The organism is Tsukamurella sp. 8F, assembly GCF_029167375.1.
Classification (GTDB): Bacteria; Actinomycetota; Actinomycetes; order Mycobacteriales; family Mycobacteriaceae; genus Tsukamurella.
Genome location: NZ_JARFTP010000011.1, coordinates 83,387 through 101,700, shown reverse-complemented (window position 1 = coordinate 101,700; position 18,314 = coordinate 83,387). Strand labels below are relative to the sequence as shown.

Here is an 18,314-nt window from a genome sequence, read left to right as displayed (position 1 = left end):
ACCGTACGCGCGCCGCATCGCCGGTCTCCACCGAATTTCGGGCACAACGGTAGGTTGGCCGGGTGAACAAGAGACTGGCACTGATCCCCGTCACCGTCGCCGCAGCGGCGGCACTGGCCGCGTGCGGCTCGTCATCGACGAAAGCAGCACCGTCCGACACCGATGCCGCGGCCGGCTCGTCGGGCTGCCCGACCGCGGCCCCGGCCGCCGATGTGAAGCCCGAGTGGACGGTGACCGGGAAGACGGGGTCTGCCGAGGTCACCGGCTCCACCGACACCGCCGCACCCAAGGTCACCGTGAAGGGCCCCTTCACCGTTGCCGAGACCCAGGTGCATACGCTGAAGACGGGTACGGGTGCGGTCGTGGGCGCGAACGCATCGGTGTCGGTCTGCTACATGGGCGTCAACGGCCGCGACGGCAACGTATTCGATAGCGCCTACCAGCGTGGCGCGCCCGCCGACTTCTCGCTGAACGGCGTGGTGCCCGGTTTCAGCAAGGCGATCGCCGGCCAGAAGGTGGGCTCCACGGTAGCGGTGGCGATGGTTCCCGCCGACGGCTACCCGCAGGGCCAGCCCGACGCCGGCATCCAGCCCACCGACACCCTGATCTTCGCCATCAAGATCCTCTCCGCGAACAGCTGACCCGATGGCCGCGTCGGGATAGAGACGCTGCGGCGCCTCAACGAGCGGCACCCTTGGAGCCACAACGACCACTTCCAGGGGTGGATCCTGCGTCGTCTCCCCGGGCGCCGCGCTCGCGCGCTCGACGTCGGCTGCGGGCGTGGCGGGCTTGCTGCGCGACTCGCACGTGAGTTCTCCAGCGTCGACGCCGCCGACAGCGATGCGTCGATGCGCGCCGCCACAGCCGAGCGCTGTGCGGGCCTCGACGTCCGGGTCATCGACGGATTCGATGCCGCCGCAGGATCTTACGATGTGATCACGATGATCGCGTCGCTACACCATCTCGACCTCGACGCCACCCTTCGGCGCTGCCACGAGTTGCTGGCCCCCGGCGGACGGTTGCTGGTCGCGGGTCTCGTGCGCCCCGAGTCGGCGCGCGATTACGCGTGGTTTGCGATCTGCGCGGCGACCAATCCCGTCATCGGCTTCGCAAAGCACCCACGTCCGTGTCGAGGACCGGCGCCCGCCGTACTTTTCCCGGTGCGCGATCCCGACGAGTCGTATGCGCAGATCCGACAGACCGCTCGGGGGTTGCTCCCGGGCGCTCGCATGCACCGCCGCCTCGGTTTCCGGTACACGCTTGAGTGGCACAGGCCGTGAGCTAGAGCAGCCGCCGACGGGGGTACAGCTCGGCGGCGAGCGCGGCCTTCGCGGCGACGTTGCGCTCCCGGTCCACGGCGGAGAAGCCGCCCGCCGTCGGGCGCGGAGGCACCGCCGGCTCCCCGTCCCCGCCGACGACGGTCCACTTCGAGCCCGCCGCAGTGAGTGACGCGTGCTTGGTGGCGTAGTAGTCGGGCTTCGGAACGATCGCGACACCCGAATCGCCTGCGGCCGCGGCCACGAGGTGCGGGTGGAAGCGCGTGCCGAGCCACGTCCGGCCCGCGCCTACCGGCATACCGAGTCTCCACACGTCGAGGAACGGCACCACGGTCGCACCAGCGAGACGATCTCCCAGCAGCTCGGGCACCTCGTAGTCCCGCCCAGGAATACCCTCCACGACGGTCACCTGATCGCCTGGCACCTCCCACGCATCCAGGGTGTCCCGGACGAATCCGGCCAGGGCGGCGACACCGTCGGCCCCTGCATAACGGAAATCGCCCACCAGGTCGGCCTGAACGCACAACGCGACGCCATCGAGCGGGCCCGCGTGGCGTTCCTGGCACGGCACGGCGACATCGGGCACGGCGAGCCACACGTCATCGCCCGTACAGCGGGCACCGGGCACACCCGCGAGCACCTCGAGTGACGCGGCGTCACGTACGTCGAAGAGCTCGAAAGCAGATGCCGCCGTGAGGAATGCGTCGCCGCGCGCCCCCAGAAAAACGGGTGTTAGCCCGTGACCGGTAGCGACCACGCGCGCCCCGGTGGAACGCGCGACCGCCGCAGCCCCGGTGACCAGCGAGACCTGCCCGGGCCACAGTGCGTTGAGGTATCCCCCGCCCACGAGGTGCACCGTCGAAGCCCGCCGCAGCAGGTCGACGCCCTCGGCCAGCCGGGGCGCCCCGCCCAGGCGGGACGCGGAGTCCGCTACCCACTCCCACGGGGGGACCCCGACATCGTCGGGTAGGTCCCGGTCGGCGTAGATCGTCAGCTGCCACAATGTGTCCACGAAGAGGACTCGCGGGTGGTCGTCCTGGAAGTACAGGCACGCCTGGCCGGGTGAGTGGCAGTCCACGACGACGGTGGCGTGCGGCCGCACCTGTGCCAGGTATCTCAGCCAGGTGCGGACGATGAGCTCGTCGCCGTAGTTGGGGTGCCCCGCAGGCGCGACGAGGTAGATGATCTCGTCTCGTCCCGTCCTCTCGCGCCAGCGCTGAGTCGCGTCGTGCGCCATCCGCTGCCCCGCGCCGCGGGCACGCTGCCCAGCCACGCGGGCCCGGCCCGCCACGTCTGCCTTCTGCACCCGGTCAGGCTACCGGGTGGACCTGACGGGTCAGCCCAGCGAGACCCGCGCGATCAGAGCCCGATGGTCGGAACCGGGCATCGAGTACGAGCGCAGCGACGCGACGTTCGCCGACCGTACGAGCACGTGGTCGAGCGCCAGCACAGGCGGGAACCAGCGATCGGTGGGGTACGTAGGAAGCCAGCGTCCGCCGATGGCCTCGGCAGCGTCTGTATAGCCGGCTGCGCCGCCCTGGCCGGGCTCGCCGGCGCTGAGGAACCGACGGAACTGCTTGTTGTCCCAGGTCGAGTTGAAGTCACCCATCGCGATGGTTGCCCGGCCGGCCGGGACCTGCGCCAGAGTATCGCGCGCACGGGCGATCTCGGCGTTCCAGTCCTTCGCGTGTGGGTACGGGGGTACGAGGTGGAGTCCGTACAGCTGCACGGGGCCGCCTCCCGGCACGATGGTCACCGCTGACAGGTTCGCGAGGGTGTATCCCTGCATAGCGACCGTCGACTCGACGGGGAAGCGGCTGTAGACGCCTGTGCCGTCCGCGTCCTTGGCGGGTTGGGTGAACGAATACGAGAGAGTCCCGCGGATAGCGGAGTCGCCGATCTGCGTCTCCGCCGAGTCCGTGAGCTCCGACACGGTGAGGACGTCGACGTGGTTGTCCTCCACCAACTTCGCGAGTGCCGAGATGTCCGCGCGCCCCCGGTCGATGTTCGCCTGCATCACAGTCAGTACGACACCGCGGTCCGCCGCCGGCGCGCCGAGGATCATCGGCAGCTGGATCAGTACACAACACGCCGTGGTGAGCACACCGACGAAGATCCCGAACCACCTGCGCAGGAACACACAGACGATCACGCCGAGCAGAGGTGCCACGACCAGCGGCTGCGCGAACGCGGTAAGCGCGATCAGGTACTGCGAGGTGGATGGCACGAAATGCAACACGGCCGTCGCAACGCCGATCAGGATCAGCAGCGCCGCAAGCAGGGTGAGCAATATCCGTACAGCCGTCCGCATGGGCGTCATTGTGCCCGCGGCCCGGGCACGTACGGCTCCGCGACGCGCGCCGCCGGCCGGACCGCTACCGAACCGATACCTACCGGCACCCGACCGGTTCGCGGGCGCTGACTCACTCGCCCCAGAACACGCGGTCCACGACTCCGCGAGCACGGCGGGTCGTCCGCAGGTAGTCCTCTAGGAAGTCGAGCGCGCTGCCCTCGCGCACACCGGCCACATAGGCGATGTTCGACAGCACCGCACCGGGCCCCGGAAGCTGATCGACGCGCTTGCCGCGCACCAGGAACAGCGCATTGCGGGCCCTCGTCGCGGTGAGCCACGCGTCCCGCAGCAAGGCCACATCCGACTCGCCCAGCACCTCGTTGGCGCCGATCGCCTCGAGCGATTCGAGCGTCGACGTGTTCTGCAGTGCAGGAACAGCACCCGCGTGCAGTAGCTGTAGCAACTGCACGGTCCACTCGACGTCGGAGAGGCCGCCTCGCCCCAGCTTCGTATGGGTCGCCGGGTCGGCACCGCGCGGTAGCCGCTCGGAGTCGACGCGCGCTTTGATGCGGCGCAGCTCCCGCACCGTGTCCTTCGAGACACCGCCCTCCGGGTAACGGATCGGGTCGACTGCGTGCAGGAATTCGAGCCCGAGGTCCTCGTCGCCGGCCACCGTCGTCGCCCGCAGCAGCGCCTGAACCTCCCACGGCTGCGCCCACTTGTCGTAGTAACGCTTGTAGCCGGCGAGCGTGCGGACCACGGGACCGTTGCGGCCCTCGGGCCGCAGACCGGTATCGACCTCCAGCCCGGGATCCACCGAAGGTGCCCCGAGCCGCTTGCGTACCGCGTCCGCGATCTGGTTGGCCCACTTCGACGCCGCGGGCTCGTCGTCGGGGTCATCGGACAGCGGGTCGCACACGAACAGCACGTCGGCGTCGGAGCCGTACCCGATCTCGTTGCCGCCGAGCCGCCCCATACCGATGACGGCGATCCGGGCAGGCGCCGCGTCGCCCTTGCCCGCCGCGGCGCGTTCGGATACCGAATGCGAGATCTCCGCTACCAGAGCGGCGTTCAGAGCAGCCGACCACACCGAGGAGAGCGCCGTGCAGACCTCGGGCACGTCCAGCATCCCCAGCACGTCGGCCGAGGCGATGCGCGCGATCTCAGCACGGCGCATGGCACGCGCGACAGCGATCGCCTTGTCCGGGTTGGCAGCTCGACTCACAGCCGCGAGCATGCCGTTGTACACCTCGCGCGGCGAGGCCTCGATGAGTTTGGGTCCGCTAGCACCGTCGGCGTACAGACGTATGACGTCCGGGGAGCGCTGCAGCAGCTCTGCGACGAACGTGGACGAGCCCAGCACCGTCATCAGCCGCTGCGCGACCACGGACTCGTCGCGCAGCACACGCAGGTACCATTCGACGTTCTCGAGGGCTTCGGACAGCTTTCGATAGTTGAGCAGCCCCGCATCAGGGCTTGGTGTCTCGCTGAGCCATTCGAGGAGCGTCGGCAGGAGGATGGTCTGGATCCGGCCCTTGCGGGACGAGTCCGCCATCGACTTCAGATGCTGCAGAGCATGGTCCGCCTGATCGAAGCCCAGGGCCTTGAGCCGCATCACGATCGACTGGTCGGACAGCCGCACCTCGTCGGCGTCGAGCTGGGCTATGGACTCGAGCAGCGGACGGTAGAACAGCTTGGTATGCAGGCGCCGCACGCGTGTCGACTGACGCCGCAGCTCGCCACGCAACACGCCCGCGGCGTCACGCTCACCGTCCGGGCGGACGTGCGCCGCACGGGCCAGACGGCGCCAGGCCTCGTCATCGTCGAACGGCGGTAGCGTGTGCGTTCGCTTGAGCCGCTCGAGCTGCAGGCGGTGCTCGAGCAGTCGCAGGAACTTATACGAGGCAGTGAAATTAGCGCCGTCGTCACGGCCCACGTACCCGCCGTCGGTGAGCGCGGCCAGTGCGGCGACGGTGCTGCGCACCCGCAGCTTCTCGTCCGTGCGCCCGTGCACCAATTGCAGCAACTGCACCGCGAACTCGACGTCGCGCAGGCTGCCGCGGCCCAGCTTGAGCTCGCGCTCGCGCAGCTCGGCCGGTACGTTCTCCTCGACCCGGCGGCGCATCTGCTGCACCTCGGGAACGAAGTCGTCGCGCTCGGCCGCCTCCCACACCATGGGATCGAGCGCATCGAGATACTCGGCTCCGAGCGCCATGTCGCCCGTGCACGGGCGAGCCTTGAGGAGTGCCTGGAACTCCCACGTCTTGGCCCACCTCTTGTAATAGGCGACATGGGACTCCAGGGTCCGCGTGAGGCTGCCGTTCTTGCCCTCCGGACGCAATGCGGCGTCCACGTCGAAGAACGCCATCGAGCCCAGCCGCATCATCTCGCCGGCCAGTCGCGCACTCGGCCCGTCGGCGGGCTCCGCCACGAATACCACGTCGACGTCGGATACGTAGTTCAGCTCGCGCGCACCGCATTTCCCCATAGCGATCACAGCGAGCCGCCCGGGAACGTCCCCCTCGGGGTAGAGCGTCGCGACGGCGACGGCGAGTGCCGCGGTGAGGGCCGCGTCGGCCAGGTCGGCCAGGTACTCGCCCACCTCGACGAACGGCACGTACGGCTCGTTCTCGACGGTGTCCGCGAGGTCGCGTGCGGCGAGGACCATCACCAGGTTCCGATAGGCACTGCGCAGAGCGGGCACCGCGGACGGGCCCGGGGTCGCGGCCCGGTACAGCAGATCGTCATCGGTCCGACCCGGAACTTTCTCTGCACCAACAGATTCCAGCATCTTCGCGATCAACTCGTCGCGCCTGGCGAGAGGTCCACGCGCGGCGAGCAGTCGCCAGTTCCCGGGCTCCGCTACGAGGTGGTCGCCGAGCGCCTCGGAACCTCCGAGCATGCCGAAGAGCCTGCCACGCAACGTCGTATCGCTGCGGATGGCGGAGTCGAGCTCGGCCCAGTCCGCGCCGAGCGCCTCACGGAGCCGTACGAGGGTCTTGAGCGTCACATCGGCGTCGGCTGCGCGCGAGAGCGCCCACAGCACGTCGACCGTGTCCGGGGACGCCCAGCCCAGAGACTCGAGGTTCGCCTGTGCGGAGTCGTCGAAGAGGCCGAGCCGCCCGACGCCGGGGACGCGGGAACGTTGGGTGTCTGGGTTCACTGCGAGTCCCCGGTCAGACCGTGAGGTAGCGCTTCAGCTCGAACGGGGTCACCACCGACTGGTAGTCGTTCCACTCGGACCACTTGTTGCGCAAGAAGTATTCGAATACGTGCTCCCCCAGGGCCTCAGCAACGAGCTCGCTCTTCTCCATGAGGCGCAGCGCGTCGTCGAGACTGGACGGCAGATCGCGGTAGCCGAGGGAACGGCGCTCTCGGGCCGTCATCCGCCAGACGTTGTCCTCAGCGGCGTCGGGCAGGTCGTAACCGCCGGAGATACCGGCGAGGCCGGCGGCGGCGAGTACCGCGAACGCGAGGTACGGGTTGCATGCGGAGTCCGGCGAACGCACCTCGATACGCCGCGACGACGCCTTGTTCGGCGTGTACAGGGGCACACGCACCATCGCCGAGCGGTTGGCGGCGCCCCACGTGGCGGCGGTCGGCGCCTCGTCACCCGCGACGAGCCGCTTGTACGAGTTGACCCACTGGTTCGTGACGGCCGAGATCTCGGGCGCGTGGTGCAGGATGCCGGCGATGAAGGCCTTACCCGTCACGGACAGCTGCAACTCGTCGTCCGGGTCGTGGAAGGCGTTGTGGTCGCCCTCGAACAGGCTCATGTGCGTGTGCATCGCGGACCCGGCGTGACCCGTGAACGGCTTGGGCATGAACGAGGCGCGCACGCCCTGCGCCATCGCGACCTCCTTGACGAGGTAGCGGAACGTCATCACGTTGTCCGCCATCGACAGGGCATCCGCGTAGCGCAGGTCGATCTCCTGCTGGCCGGGCGCCGCCTCGTGGTGGCTGAACTCGACCGAGATGCCCATCGACTCGAGCGCGTCGATCGCGTCCCGGCGGAAGGTCGGCGCCGTGTCGTGCACGGCTTGGTCGAAGTAGCCGCCGTGGTCCGCGGGCACCGGCTCACTACCGTCGGTCGGCAGGTCTTTCAACAGGAAGAACTCGATCTCGGGGTGCACGTAGCAGCTGAAACCGAGGTCGGCTGCCTTGTTCAGCTGTCGCCGCAGAACATGCCGCGAATCGGCCCACGACGGCGTGCCGTCCGGCATCGCGATGTCACAGAACATCCGGCACGAATAGGGCTCGTGCGCGGAGCCGAGCCATGGCAGCACCTGGAATGTGGACGGGTCCGGCTTGGCGACCGTGTCCGCCTCGTAGACCCGGGAGAAGCCTTCGATGGACGATCCGTCGAAGCCGATCCCCTCGGCGAACGCGCCTTCGAGCTCGGCGGGCGCGATCGCCACAGACTTGAGGAAGCCGAGGACGTCGGTGAACCAGAGCCGCACGAAGCGGATGTCCCGTTCCTCGATCGTGCGAAGGACGAACTCCTGCTGCCGATCCATGCCGATGACCCTATTCTCCGCGCTGTTACTTCCGTGTTAACGCCGCGTCCCGGACGGTCAGCCCCCGCACTTCAACCCCTCTGCAGGCACAGTCAGCGAGGTCAGGTAGCGGGTCACCGCACCGTCCAGGCAGGCGTTGCCCTCGAAGGTAGCAGTGTGCTGGCTGCCGTCGAATGTGATCAGCTCGGCGCCCAGCTGCTTCGCCAGACTCACCCCGTTGGCGTACGGGGTGGCCGGGTCGTGCGTTGTGGACACGACCACCGTCTTAGGCAGGCTGGGCGCCGCCTTCACCACGTGCCGTGACAGCGTGTTCTTAACGGGCCAGTAGGCGCAGGCGGTCTTGGCCGCGTGGCCGGTCCCGCGGCCGTCGTCGTTGAACGGCGCCGCCTTCCGGATGTCGGTGTCCTTCCGGCCGAGCTTCGCCGGATCGGTATCGGCTGTGTTGTCCATGCAACTGATCGCGGTGAACGCGTCCATCATGCCGCTGTAGTGGCCCGAGTCGTCCCGACTCATGTACAGGTCGGCGAGCTTCTGCATGAGCGCGCCGTTGCCGGCCTTGATATTCAGCAGCGCGCGGGAGAGCGCGTTCCACAGCTTGGGCGAGTACATCGCCTGGATCGTTCCCGTCGACGCGTCCGAGTAGCTCAGCGGTCGTCCCTGCGATGCCGGTACCTGCTTGTCGATCAGCGGCCGCACGATCTTGTGGTACTCGTCGACGGCCTTGGACGGGTCGGTGCCCAGCGGGCACTCCGAGTGCTTCGCGCAGTCCTTGGCGTAATCGTCGAACACGGTCTGGAAACCCGCCATCTGGCGGATGTCGGACACGTCCGGGTCCTCGGACGGGTCCACGGCACCGTCGAGCACCATGGCGCGCACGCGGCCCGGGAACCGCTCGGCGTACATCGCGCCGATGAAGGTGCCGTAGCTGAACCCCGCGTAGCTGAGCTTGCTGTCGCCGAGCACCGAGCGGAGGACGTCGAGGTCACGGACCGTGTCGGCCGTGCCGACATGAGCCAGGAACTCCTTGCCCATCTTCTTCTCGCACAGCTCCGCCTCGGCCTTGTTGAAGGCCTCCTGCTTGGAGATGCCGGCCGGGGTGTTGTCCTGGGTCAGGTTCGATTCGCGGTTCTTGTCGACCTGAGCGTCGCTGTAGCACCGGATGGTCGGAGTGGACGCCCCGACGCCCCTCGGGTCCCAGCCGACCATGTCGAAGGTCTTGTTGACTGCGAGGTTCGAGTAGTCGCCCGACTGGCCGAGCACCATCTGGACGCCGGAGCCACCGGGCCCGCCCGGATTCATCAGCAGGGAGCCCTGCTTCTCGCCGCTCGCGAGGAGCTTGACGACGGCGAGCTTCGCATCGCCCGCCGCGGGATCGTCGTAGTCGATCGGCACGGTCACCGACCCGCACTCGACACTCCCCGGGTCGAACTTGGAGACGTCGTCGGTCTTCGCGAACGACGCACACGACCCCCACTCCACCTTCTGGGTGTAATACCGCTCGAGCGCCGGCGACGGCGCCCCGCCGCCCGGCTTCGGTGCGGGCGTGCTCGATTTCGTGGGGCCGGCGAGCTTGTCGTCCGACCGGGACGGCGAGCCCGGGATCGTGGTCGCGCATGCGGCGGTGAGCGCGACGACGGTGACGGCCACCGCGAGCCGCATGGGCCGACCGGCCGGACGGGGGACGCTGGTTCGCATTGCGCCGATGATGCCACGCTCTCCTGACAGCACAGGTGAGGCGCGCTGCGGGCGGGCCGGTGAGGCGCGCTACGGCGGATCCCGAGGAGCGACCTCCCGGGCTGTTCACATAGGGTTGTCGGCATGACGCCACTACGTGTCGCGGCGTGCCAGATCAACCCCGTCGTGGGCGATCTGGACGCCAACGTCCGCCGGATCACGGCCGCTGCACGCGATGCCGCACAGCGCGGTGCACAGGTAGCCGTGTTCGGCGAGATGGCGCTCACCGGTTACCCCGTGGAAGACCTGTTGCTACGTCGCTCGTTCGCGATCGACTCGCGCGACGCGGTGCGCAGCCTGGCCGAATCCCTCGACGCAGCGGGCTGCGGCGATCTCATCGTGGTGGTCGGTTACCTGGACCGCGACTCCGACTTCCCGCCGGCGGACGGCGTGTACGACCCGCGTCCGGGGGCGCGCAACAGCGCCGGGGTATTGCACGGCGGCCGGCTCGTCGCGCGGTACGACAAGCACTTCCTGCCCAACTACGGCGTGTTCGACGAGGACCGCTGGTTCGTCCCTGGGGAGCGGCTCGTCGCCCTCGACGTCGATGGTGTGCGGCTCGGCATCGTCATCTGCGAGGACCTGTGGTGGCCGGACGGTCCCGTCGCAGGTCTTGGCGCCCTCGGCGTCGACGCCGTGCTGTGCCTGAACGCCAGCCCGTTCCAGGTCGGCAAACCCGCCGAGCGTCGCCGCGTGACCGGGCACCGCGTCGCGGAGGGCGGGGCGCCCGTCGTGTACGTGAACCTCGTGGGCGGACAGGACGAACTGGTCTTCGACGGTGACTCCTTCACGCTCGACGCCGGCGGCCAGACCGGCGCAGCGCCGCAGTTCCTCGAGGCCACCTACTTCACCGATGTGCCGCCGCTGGGACGCCGGCGGTCGGACAGCGCGGCGGGCTGGCTGGTCGAGACGCACGCGCTGCCCGCGCGGCCGGCCCCGTCGTCGGCGGCACCCCAGGTCGACCCCACGAAGCTGGACGAGGAGGCCCAGGTGTGGGCCGCGCTCGTGACCGGCACGCGGGACTACGTGCACAAGGTCGGGGCGCGGTCGGTGGCGCTGGGGCTGTCCGGGGGCATCGACTCCGCGCTGGTCGCGGCCATCGCCGCGGATGCGCTCGGTGCGGACAACGTGTACTGCGTGTCGATGCCGTCGAAGTACTCGAGCGAGCACTCCAAGGGCGACGCGGCGGAGCTCGCGCAGCGCGTCGGCCTGCACTACCGTGTCGAGCCGATCGAGGACATGGTGCGCGTGTTCGTGGACCAGCTGCACTTGACGGGCCTGGCAGAGGAGAACATCCAGGCCCGCTGCCGCGGCATGACGCTGATGGCGATCTCCAATGCCGAGGGCCACCTCGTACTCGCGACAGGCAACAAAAGCGAGCTGGCCGTGGGCTACTCGACGATCTACGGCGATGCCGTGGGTGCGTTCGCCCCGATTCGAGACGTCGAGAAGTCCCGTGTCTGGGCGCTGTCGCGTTGGCGCAACAAGGTGGCGCTCGAGCGCGGCGAGACCCCGCCCATCCCCGAGAACTCCATCAGCAAGGAGCCCTCAGCGGAGCTGCGCCCCGGACAGAAGGACAGCGACTCGCTCCCCGACTACGAGGTCCTCGACGACGTCCTGCGGCGCTACGTCGAACAGGATCAGGGCGTGGCCGAGATCAGCGAGGCCGGCTACGAGCCGGATCTGATCCGCAAGGTCGCGCGCCTCGTGGACCGAGCCGAGTACAAGCGTCGGCAGTATCCCCTCGGGCCCAAGGTCACACCGAAGGCCTTCGGGCGCGACCGACGGATGCCCGTCACCAACCGCTGGCACGACCAGACCTGAGCCCGACGAGGGAGTGGAGAGATGACCGAGAGCCCGGTGTACGGCGGAGGCGATCAGGCCGAGGCACCCCGCCGAAAGAAGGTCCGCATCCACCACTTGGCCGAGATGCGCGGCCGCGGTGAGCGTTTCGCGATGCTGACCAGCTACGACTACCTGACGGCGCAGACCTTCGACGCCGCCGGGGTGCCGGTGCTTCTGATCGGCGACAGCGCCGCGAACGTGGTGTTCGGCCACGACTCGACGCTGCCCGTCGGCGTCGACGTGCTGGCGCCGCTCGTGTCGGCCGTCCGGCGCGGCGCAGCGCATGCGCTCGTGGTCGCGGACCTGCCGTTCGGCTCGTACGAGAAATCGCCGGAGCAGGCATTCGATGCCGCTTCGACGATGATGAAGGCGGGAGCCGAGGCGGTGAAGATCGAAGGTGGCGTGCACATGGCACCGACCATCGAATTCCTCACGGCACGCGGCATTCCCGTCATGGCGCACATCGGTTTCACACCGCAGTCGGTGAACACGCTCGGTGGCAACCGCGTGCAGGGCAGAGGCGACTCCGCGCAACGGATCCTCGCGGACGCGCGGGCCGTCGACGACGCGGGCGCGTTCTCCGTCGTCCTCGAGATGGTCCCGGCCGACGTCGCCAAGCGGGTGACCGAGTCCGGCTCGATCCCCACCATCGGGATCGGCGCGGGCCTCGACTGCGACGGCCAGGTGCTGGTCTGGCAGGACATGGCGGGCCTATCCCGCGGACGCGTCGCAAGATTCGTCAAACGGTACGCCGACGTCGGCGATCAGCTGGAGCGTGCCGCAGCCCAGTACGTCGCCGACGTCGCGTCGGGCGCGTTTCCCGGAGAGGAGCACTCGTTCTGATGGCCGAGATCCGCGAGTTCTATCCCGAGATCGAGCCGTACTCCAGCGAACTGCTGGACGTGGGCGGCGGCCAACTACTCCACGTCGAGTGCAGCGGCAATCCAGACGGTAAGCCCGCCGTCTTCGTGCACGGAGGGCCGGGCGGCGGCACGTCCCCCGCGGTGCGACGCTTCTTCGACCCCGCCGCATATCGCATCGTCGTCTTCGACCAGCGCGGGTGTGGGCAGTCGCAGCCGCACATCGCCGACGCCGAAGGCGGCCCAGAGGACACTATCGAGGCTCGCCTGCGCGTCAACACGACGCAGCACCTGATCGCGGACATGGAGCGGATCCGCGAGTACCTGGGCATCGAGCGCTGGCTCGTGTTCGGCGGCTCGTGGGGGTCGACGCTCTCGCTCGCGTACGCCGAGGCCTATCCCGAGCGGGTGACCGAGCTCGTGTTGCGCGGCATATTCCTATTGCGGCGCAGCGAGATCGACTGGTACTACAACGACGGGGCGTCGCACGTCTATCCCGACGAGTGGGAGAACTACCTCGCCCCGCTGGCCCCGGCCGATCGCGTCCCGGGGGCCGACAAGGTCGCTGCGTACGACCGGCTGCTGCGTTCGGCGGACCCCGATGTCGCGACGGCCGCAGCGATCGCGTGGACCACGTGGGAGAAGTCGACCAGCTACCTGATCAACACCCCCGACAAGGCTGCCGGCTCAGACGACGCGCGCTACGCGCTGGCGTTCGCGCGGATCGAGAACCACTACTTCATGAATCACGGCTTCCTGCATGAGGCACAGCTGCTGCGAGACGTCGACCGGATACGGCACATCCCGGGCGTGATCGTGCAGGGCCGCTACGACGTGGTGTGTCCCGCGCGCAGCGCATGGGACCTGCACCGGGCCTGGCCGGAGGCGGACCTGCACATCATCCCGGACGCCGGCCACGCGTCGTTCGAGCCCGGAATCCGCTCCGCGCTCATCGAGGCCACCGACCGCTTCCGGACTACCTGAGGGCCCGCCGTGGGTGAGCAGCTCGAGATCGAGACGAAATACGAGGTCGACGATGCAGTCGCGGCGCCCGACCTCACGAACGTGCCCGGGGTGGCCTCGACATCGACCGACGAGGTCTTCCACCTCAACGCGACCTACTTCGACACCGAGGCCCTGGACCTCGCCAGCCGTCGGATCACGTTGCGGCGCAGGCTCGGCGGCAAGGACGACGGCTGGCACCTGAAGCTACCCGCGGGAGACGAACGCCGCGAGGTCACCGTCCCCCTCCTCGCAGAGGACGGCTCCTTGCTGGGCGCAGACGACGTGCCCGCGGAGCTCGCGACCCGGGTTCTCGTGTACACCCGCCTGCGTCCCCTCGTGCCGATCGCGATCGTCGAGAACGAGCGGCACACGACATACGCGCACGCACCCGACGGCGAGGCGCTCGGCGAGCTCGCCGACGACCACGTGCACACCATCTCGCTGCTGCCCGGCGGGGACGAGAAGACGTGGCGGGAGTGGGAGTTCGAAGTACCCGACACCGACGGTGGCCGCGCCACCGCCGTCGCGGTCGGCAGGGCTTTGAAGGCTGCAGGGGCGCATGAGGCGCACAGCGCCTCGAAGCTGGCTCGGGCGATCGACTCCGAACCGGAGGCGCCGGCACCGTCGCTTCCTCGGAAGGCCAAGGCGAGCAGAGCACCCGCGTCCCGGCTGCTGGTCGCGGCGCTCGCGCGGTCGCGAGACCGTCTGCTCACGCACGACCCGCTGGTGCGCGCCCGCGCCGACGACGCCGTCCACCAGATGCGAGTCGCGACCCGACAGCTACGTAGCATCCTCAGCGAGTACGGCGCGTACTTCGCCGGTCCCTCCCCCGCCGCCCTGTCGACCGAGCTGCGTTCACTCGCAGTCGTATTGGGCGGGGTACGGGACGCCGAGGTACTCGTGCAGCGGTTCACCGGGCTGGCGCAGGTCGAGCCTTCCCTGTCGGGCGCTGCCACGCTGCTGGCCGACCGGCAGGCCGCCCAGGAGGTGGCCGCATGGGATCGTGTCGACGCCTATCTGACGAGCGACCGGTATTTCGCGCTGCTCGACGCGGTGGACGCCACCATCGACGACCCGCCCACGACGAAGCGTGCGGCGAAGGCGGCGGAGGACACCGTTGTGCCGCTGCTGCGCAAGCGCATCCGCACCTTCGCGAAGGACGCGACACACGTGCTCACCGCGCCTGGCGCCACCGACCGCGACGTGCACGCGGTACGCAAGCGCGCCAAGAAGCTTCGCTACGCGGCTGCCGTACCCGAGCCGGCCCTGGACAAGCAGGCGCGGCAGTCGCTCACCGGACTCGCCGCCGTGCAGCAGCGGCTCGGCGAATTCCAGGACGCGCACATCGCGCGGGATGCCATCGCGGCCGTCGACATCGCATCGCTGGACGCCGCGACGGCTTTCGAACTCGGACGCCTCGACGCGATCGAGGAGCGACGCACCGTCGACGCCCGCGCCGCACTACCCGGGCTGCTGCGTCGGCTGCGCTGACTCCACCATCTCGTGTTACGAGAGTTCTCAGAGATCGAGAACACCCTGGGCGATCGCCGTGGTCACGGCGGCCGTTCGGTCCGTGACCTCGAGTTTGGCGAAGATCCGGAGCAGGTGGGTCTTGACGGTGGCGTGACTGATGTAGAGTCGGCGCCCGATCTCAGGATTCGAGCATCCCTGGGCGACCAGACGGAGGACCTCGACCTCCCTGTCAGACAGGCGTGGTCGCGCCGAGCGCCCGATCCTTCCGACCACGTGGCGAGCGATAGCCGGAGACAGGATGGTCTCGCCGCGGGCCGCGGCACGCACGGCGTCGATCAGCTCCGTACGGGTCGCGTCCTTGAGGAGGTATCCGGCAGCGCCGGCCTCGACGGCACGGAGTATGTCGGCGTCGCGATCGTACGTCGTGACGACGATGATTCTCGGCCGTCGTCGACCGGCGAGGATCCGCGCGATGGCCCCGACGCCGTCGAGCGCGCCAGGCATCCGCAGATCCATCAGCACCACATCAGGCTCGAGCGACTCGGCCTGCGCAACCGCCTCCTCCCCGGAGCCCGCCTCGCCGACTGCCGCGAGGTCTGGTTCGACCTCGATCATTCCGCGGAGCCCCTCACGGACCATAGGGTGATCGTCGACGAGTAGCACCGTGATCACGACGGCACCCGTACGTCCACCGTCGTACCCGCGCCGGGGCCGCTGCTCACGGCGAGACCTCCGCCCACGCCCTCGATCCTGGCGCGCATGTTCCCCAGACCGAATCCAAGATCGTCCGCTGCGCAGTCGAACCCGACACCGTCATCGGCGACGGACATGCACACCTGGCCGTCTTCCGACGACAGCGTGACCGTGACAGACGATGCGTGGGCGTGCTTGCGGATGTTCGCGAACGCCTCCTGCGCGACGCGGAGGAGAACCACCTCGTGGGCCGTCGTCGACTCCGCCGCTTGCGGCGGGCGGACCACCGTCACCGACACACCCGTCTCGTCGGCGAGTCGCGTCGCCAGCCTCTCGACGGCGTCGGAGACGGACGCGGTGGTAAGCGCTGCCGGAGTCAGGACAGTGACCATCGCTCGCGCCTCCGCCAGATTCTCCCGAGCCGTGTCACCGATCAGGTCGACGTGCCGGCGCGCCTTGTCGGGCGCGGCGTCCATCTCGGCAGAAATCGCCTGGGCGAGAGCGACGATACTCGTGAACCCCTGCGCCAGCGTGTCGTGGATCTCGCGCGCGAGGCGCTCGCGCTCGGCCGCGGCTCCGGCGGCCCGGGACATGCGAGCGGCGTCCGCCCGGCTGGTCTCGAGTTCAGCGAGTAGCGCCGCCTGCTCGTCGTTGTGCCGGTTGACGGTGACGACCGCGATGCCGATGATGGGCGAGCTCACCAGCGCGAGAACGGTGATCGTCGCAGCGATGACGAACTTCTCCGAGTGGACTCCCGCCCAGAAGAGAGCGATCGCGGTGGGGATTACATTGACGACGGTGGTAGCCGCCACCGCCGGGCGCACCGGCAGGGCGCGGAACAGCACCGGATACATGACGAGCATGGCCGCAACCGACGGGCCCGCAAAGAACACGGCGATGCCGAACAGCACCACGATCACCGCGGCATACCCGCCGCGCACGACAGCCGCCTGGGAACGGCCGTCGCGGAACACCGTCGCGCACACCGCGATCGCCGTGATCGCACCCGTGGCAGCCCACGGCGTGCCGGGGAACCTGTCGTCCAGCATCCACACGCCCGCCACGGCCGCAGCACAGCCCCCGAGCACGTACGCGTCCCAGAGCGAGAGGGAGACGCGGTCGGCCATGTCGCGATCCTAACTCTGCTCGGACGAGATCCAGTTGCCGTGGAACCCGTTGGGTACCCGGGCGGGAAGGTGAACGGTGGCGACCTGATCGAGTGTCTGGGCATCGACGATCTGGAGAGAACTGCGGTCTTCGGCACGGTCGTACACGAAGCCCATCAGCACGCCGTCGTCCTCACCGGAGTCGGGAGCGTTCGGGACGAACACGAACTCGCCCGGCTCGCGGTCGCTGCCGAAATGCTTCACCTGCGTCGCACCGTCGCCGTCGTGTTTGACCAGCACCTCGGGCGCGCCGAGTGCGTCCTCACGGCGACCGTACCCGATCGTATAACCGTACCGGTGGGCGCGACCGACCGTGCGCTCGTCGACGCGTGGGAAGTCCTGCGGACGGTCGTCTAGCCCCTCGCGCCTGACGGTGCCAGCGCTCAGGTCCACGATCCATCGCTCGAAGGCGGGCAGGCCGACCATCGGATTCGAGTCTCCGTCGTACGCCTTCGGGAAGCGCGACAGCTCGAGGGTTATCCGTACGCCGTCGTCGTGAGCATTGAGCGTGTGGTAGATGAAGCAGGGATCGATATCGAACTCGCGAACGTCGGTGGGCCCGCCGTCCCGCGGCATCACCAGCAGCTTCGCCTGATGCGTGGGATCCCACCGATACGGCAGCCCGATGTCCGGCTGCATCATGCCCGATGCTCGGCCCACTGCAGAGATGATAGGGCCGGGGGCCGGATGGCGGGAGACCCAGTCGGTCAGCTCGTAGCCGAGGCGACGGGCCAACCGGGAGCGGCCTGCCACCGCCAGATCCATCACGACCGGTAGGTCATAGATCACTACGTACCGTTCCGTCAACGAGAAGTCGTGGATCATCACGTTGCGCCGCAGGGGGATGTCGACGCGCCGGCACACTCGTCCGTCCACTCCGGTCACGGTGTACCGCACCAGGTTTCCCCACATCGGGCTGTACGAGACCGCGTGCAGCTCGCCGGTCTCCGGGTCGCGCTTGGGATGACCGCTATAGCCGCCGCGCAGCGTCCCGCCGAAGTCGCACGGACCCACGGTGTCGAGGTCCTCCGTCAGCTCATAGGGACTAACGCCGAATTCCGCGATCGCCAGCGTCCTGCCAGCCTGCGCGAGGACGTTGGTGTTGGACGCGAAATCGATCCCAGCGCCCGCCGGCCCGCGCCGCCGAGGCTCCCCCAGCCGTCGGCAAACGTCCGCGGACCGTACCCACCGGTTGCGGTACCACTGCGCACGGCCATCGCTGATCCGGATACCATGCACCATTCCAGACCCCATGAACCATTCGTAGCGCGCGGGGTCGGCAGTACCCACGGGATTAGGACCGATCCGCAGGTACCGCCCGTCTAGATGTGGCGGGATCGCACCTGCCACCGACAGGTCGGTAGCCGTGACCTCCTCCTGCACCGGGGCGTAATTGCCTTGCAGGAAAGGGTGTCCGGTTGGTTCGTTGGATGCCTCGATCGTCCTCATGC

General features: G+C 68.9%; 14 protein-coding genes. 6 read left to right on the top strand and 8 right to left on the bottom strand.

Annotated elements, in window-relative coordinates; translation table 11 throughout:
- Nucleotides 1-62: 62 nt before the first annotated feature.
- Together P0W64_RS10980 and P0W64_RS10975 are read left to right on the top strand one after the other, a co-directional pair.
- Complete coding sequence (locus P0W64_RS10980; protein WP_275480132.1) at nucleotides 63-641, top strand: FKBP-type peptidyl-prolyl cis-trans isomerase; 579 nt, start codon at nucleotides 63-65, stop codon at nucleotides 639-641.
- 18 nt (nucleotides 642-659) lie between these two features.
- On the top strand, nucleotides 660-1,280 hold the full coding sequence (locus P0W64_RS10975; protein WP_343232850.1) for a class I SAM-dependent methyltransferase: 621 nt from the start codon (nucleotides 660-662) through the stop codon (nucleotides 1,278-1,280).
- Between the two features lies 1 nt (nucleotide 1,281).
- Here the strand turns inward: P0W64_RS10975 and P0W64_RS10970 are convergent, their stop codons facing one another.
- The 5 genes from P0W64_RS10970 to P0W64_RS10950 all read right to left on the bottom strand — a co-directional run bounded on the left by P0W64_RS10970 (nucleotide 1,282) and on the right by P0W64_RS10950 (nucleotide 9,782).
- Nucleotides 1,282-2,583 (bottom strand): polysaccharide pyruvyl transferase family protein, encoded by a 1,302-nt coding sequence (locus P0W64_RS10970; protein WP_275480131.1) that lies wholly within the window; start codon nucleotides 2,581-2,583, stop codon nucleotides 1,282-1,284.
- A 30-nt stretch (nucleotides 2,584-2,613) separates the two neighbouring features.
- Nucleotides 2,614-3,588, bottom strand: a complete 975-nt coding sequence (locus P0W64_RS10965) for an endonuclease/exonuclease/phosphatase family protein (RefSeq protein WP_275480130.1) — start codon at nucleotides 3,586-3,588, stop codon at nucleotides 2,614-2,616.
- Between the two features lie 112 nt (nucleotides 3,589-3,700).
- Entirely contained in the window at nucleotides 3,701-6,733 is a 3,033-nt protein-coding gene (locus P0W64_RS10960; RefSeq protein WP_275480129.1) for a bifunctional [glutamine synthetase] adenylyltransferase/[glutamine synthetase]-adenylyl-L-tyrosine phosphorylase, read from the bottom strand.
- Between the two features lie 13 nt (nucleotides 6,734-6,746).
- The gene (gene glnA, locus P0W64_RS10955; RefSeq protein ID WP_275480128.1) at nucleotides 6,747-8,087 is read right to left on the bottom strand and encodes a type I glutamate--ammonia ligase; all 1,341 of its coding nucleotides are present in this window, start codon (nucleotides 8,085-8,087) and stop codon (nucleotides 6,747-6,749) included.
- Nucleotides 8,088-8,144: 57 nt separating this feature from the next.
- On the bottom strand, nucleotides 8,145-9,782 hold the full coding sequence (locus tag P0W64_RS10950) for an alpha/beta hydrolase (RefSeq protein WP_275480127.1): 1,638 nt from the start codon (nucleotides 9,780-9,782) through the stop codon (nucleotides 8,145-8,147).
- A gap of 123 nt (nucleotides 9,783-9,905) precedes the next feature.
- Here P0W64_RS10950 and P0W64_RS10945 point away from each other — a divergent pair, with 123 nt between their 5' ends.
- The 4 genes from P0W64_RS10945 to P0W64_RS10930 are packed head-to-tail and all read left to right on the top strand — an operon-like array spanning nucleotide 9,906 to nucleotide 15,022.
- Complete coding sequence (locus P0W64_RS10945) at nucleotides 9,906-11,645, top strand: NAD+ synthase (protein ID WP_275480126.1); 1,740 nt, start codon at nucleotides 9,906-9,908, stop codon at nucleotides 11,643-11,645.
- A gap of 21 nt (nucleotides 11,646-11,666) precedes the next feature.
- Nucleotides 11,667-12,509 carry a 3-methyl-2-oxobutanoate hydroxymethyltransferase gene (panB, locus tag P0W64_RS10940; RefSeq protein WP_275480125.1) on the top strand — a complete coding sequence of 281 codons (843 nt, stop codon included), beginning with the start codon at nucleotides 11,667-11,669 and terminating at the stop codon, nucleotides 12,507-12,509.
- Between the two features lie 8 nt (nucleotides 12,510-12,517).
- Nucleotides 12,518-13,510 (top strand): prolyl aminopeptidase, encoded by a 993-nt coding sequence (gene pip, locus P0W64_RS10935; RefSeq protein ID WP_275480168.1) that lies wholly within the window; start codon nucleotides 12,518-12,520, stop codon nucleotides 13,508-13,510.
- A 9-nt stretch (nucleotides 13,511-13,519) separates the two neighbouring features.
- Nucleotides 13,520-15,022 carry a CYTH and CHAD domain-containing protein gene (locus tag P0W64_RS10930; RefSeq protein WP_275480124.1) on the top strand — a complete coding sequence of 501 codons (1,503 nt, stop codon included), beginning with the start codon at nucleotides 13,520-13,522 and terminating at the stop codon, nucleotides 15,020-15,022.
- Nucleotides 15,023-15,049: 27 nt separating this feature from the next.
- Here the strand turns inward: P0W64_RS10930 and P0W64_RS10925 are convergent, their stop codons facing one another.
- Genes P0W64_RS10925 through P0W64_RS10915 form a run of 3 tightly spaced genes read right to left on the bottom strand, consistent with a single transcriptional unit; the run spans nucleotide 15,050 to nucleotide 18,312 of the window.
- Nucleotides 15,050-15,676, bottom strand: a complete 627-nt coding sequence (locus P0W64_RS10925; RefSeq protein WP_275480123.1) for a response regulator transcription factor — start codon at nucleotides 15,674-15,676, stop codon at nucleotides 15,050-15,052.
- Complete coding sequence (locus P0W64_RS10920) at nucleotides 15,673-16,824, bottom strand: sensor histidine kinase (protein WP_275480122.1); 1,152 nt, start codon at nucleotides 16,822-16,824, stop codon at nucleotides 15,673-15,675. Before P0W64_RS10920 ends, P0W64_RS10925 begins: the two co-directional genes overlap by 4 nt.
- Before the next feature lie 9 nt (nucleotides 16,825-16,833).
- Nucleotides 16,834-18,312 carry a carotenoid oxygenase family protein gene (locus P0W64_RS10915; RefSeq protein WP_275480121.1) on the bottom strand — a complete coding sequence of 493 codons (1,479 nt, stop codon included), beginning with the start codon at nucleotides 18,310-18,312 and terminating at the stop codon, nucleotides 16,834-16,836.
- Nucleotides 18,313-18,314 lie beyond the last annotated feature (2 nt).

Excerpts from the sequence above, each read along its gene's own strand:
- P0W64_RS10950 (WP_275480127.1), bottom strand. The coding sequence starts at position 9,782 with ATGCGAACCAGCGTCCCCCGTCCGGCCGGTCGGCCCATGCGGCTCGCG.
- P0W64_RS10920 (WP_275480122.1), bottom strand. The coding sequence starts at position 16,824 with ATGGCCGACCGCGTCTCCCTCTCGCTCTGGGACGCGTACGTGCTCGGG.
- P0W64_RS10915 (WP_275480121.1), bottom strand. The coding sequence starts at position 18,312 with ATGAGGACGATCGAGGCATCCAACGAACCAACCGGACACCCTTTCCTG.
- P0W64_RS10945 (WP_275480126.1), top strand. The coding sequence starts at position 9,906 with ATGACGCCACTACGTGTCGCGGCGTGCCAGATCAACCCCGTCGTGGGC.
- P0W64_RS10965 (WP_275480130.1), bottom strand. The coding sequence starts at position 3,588 with ATGCGGACGGCTGTACGGATATTGCTCACCCTGCTTGCGGCGCTGCTG.
- panB (WP_275480125.1), top strand. The coding sequence starts at position 11,667 with ATGACCGAGAGCCCGGTGTACGGCGGAGGCGATCAGGCCGAGGCACCC.
- glnA (WP_275480128.1), bottom strand. The coding sequence starts at position 8,087 with ATGGATCGGCAGCAGGAGTTCGTCCTTCGCACGATCGAGGAACGGGAC.